This window comes from Poinsettia branch-inducing phytoplasma str. JR1, assembly GCF_000309465.1.
GTDB lineage: Bacteria > Bacillota_I > Bacilli_A > Acholeplasmatales > Acholeplasmataceae > Phytoplasma > Phytoplasma pruni.
This window is the reverse complement of record NZ_AKIK01000019.1, coordinates 1-1,887: the sequence shown is the minus strand read 5'-3', so window position 1 is coordinate 1,887 and position 1,887 is coordinate 1. Positions and strand designations below refer to the sequence as shown.

Annotated in this window: 1 protein-coding gene; it reads right to left on the bottom strand. The window is 23.7% G+C overall.

What is annotated here, in order from left to right:
- Positions 1-1,693: DAK2 domain-containing protein (locus tag ON17_RS00665; protein WP_017191556.1), on the bottom strand; the 1,693-nt coding region annotated here is incomplete at its 3' end.
- Positions 1,694-1,887: the final 194 nt, after the last annotated feature.

The window sequence follows — 1,887 nt, the reverse complement described above, 5'->3', positions numbered from 1 at the left end:
CTAAAATAAACATATAAGGACGCATTATGTCGTCATTTTCTATTTTTTCAACTTCTAAAAAAGGATATTTATCTGTTAAAAAACTTTCTATTTGGTCTAAATGTTCTTGAGAAACTTTTTTATAATCATAAAAAATAGTTAAAAATTTATTGTCTGAATTAACCATTTTTTCTAATAAATATTGTGTTAATGTGTTTAAATCCAAATGATTATAAAGAATTTTTTCTTCTAAAATGGCTAAATAATGATCTTGATTATTTTTTAAAGATTCTAATATTTCCGCAAAATGTTCTTCATTAATATTTAATGAATCTGTAGTAAATTGATTAGATTTTTTTAAATGAACTACTTCGACAATTTTATTTTCTTTAATGTTTTGTTGCATATTAACTAAATTATCTTTTAAAGAAGCTGTTTCATCAAAAGATAAAAGCGCGCTGTAACTTTCAGCTATGTTTTGTGTTTCTACTAAATTCACCTTTAAATCAGGATAAGCTTTTAAAGCTTTTTGTGCCGCTAATTTATTCTCTTTACCGTTAGTCAAAACGATAACATGAGAAGGTTTTAATTGTTTAAAAATTTTGCTAAATTCTTTAGAAGAAGCTGTTTTATTAGATTTATCGGATTTATCAATGATATAATTAACATTCATATCTGAAAAAATTTTTTTTATTTCTTCGTTAGAAACAACCGATATTAAAGAATAACTTAATTGAGAAGCATTATCAACGTTTTTTTGTTTCACAACGTTTTCATTTTGTTCTTTCATATTATCAACTTTACATCTTTTTAAAGTTCCGTACTGTAATAAATTAGTTAAAACATCGCCAGGCATATTAGTATGAATATGTATTTTAACTAAATTATTATTTTTTAATAAAATCAAAGAATCGCCAATTTCTAATAATTCTTTTCTTTTATTTTCTAAAATAAAACCACTTTCAGGCCTTAATTGAACGATATATTCTGTACAATACATGTATTTTAGATTTTCTTCTACGACATGTTCGATATTATCAAAAGAATGAGCACCTTCGTTAAATGAATCATCTGTTTCCAACATTAATTCATCGTTTTCTAATATTTTTAACATACCTTCTAAAATACAAACAAAACCAAATCCACCACTATCAACAACATTAAATTTTTTTAAAACAGGCAGCAAATCGGTTGTTTTGTTTAAAGAAATTTTAGCATATTTAATCATATATTTTAAAACATCTTTTAAAACTTTAAAACTCTTTTTCTTATGAGTTGCTTCGATAGATTCACGTAAAACAGTTAAAATAGTACCTTCAACTGGTTCCATAACCGCTTCATAAGCTTTTTTATAACCATTCACAAAAGAGTCGATAAATTGAGAAATATCAATCGTATCTTTTTGAAAAACATTAATTTGTTCGGAAATACCTGAAAAAAACTGAGATAAAATAACTCCCGAATTTCCTTTAGAACTAATCAATAAAGCGTTAGATAAAACTTTAGACATTTTCACGATAGAGGGATCATCAATAAGTTTTAGTTTTTCTATTCCTTCTACCATAGTCATTTGCATATTAGTCCCTGTATCTCCATCTGGAACAGGAAAAACATTTAAATTGTTTATTTTTTGATAATTATTTTTTAAATTAATAGCGCCATTAATTACCATTTTTTTAAATAAAATACCATCTATAATTTTGTGATCTATCATTATTTTAATCCTTTTTTACAATTAATATGTTTATTAGTGATAATAATTAGTTTTGGTTTTAAATTTATAAAATGTTTTTTATGATTCGTTGATCTATAATATTTATAGAAAACTTTTGGAAATGATTATAATTAATCGCTTTATAATCCATACCTGTGTAATTCTTATAAATTATAAAATATTTTTTAAAATAT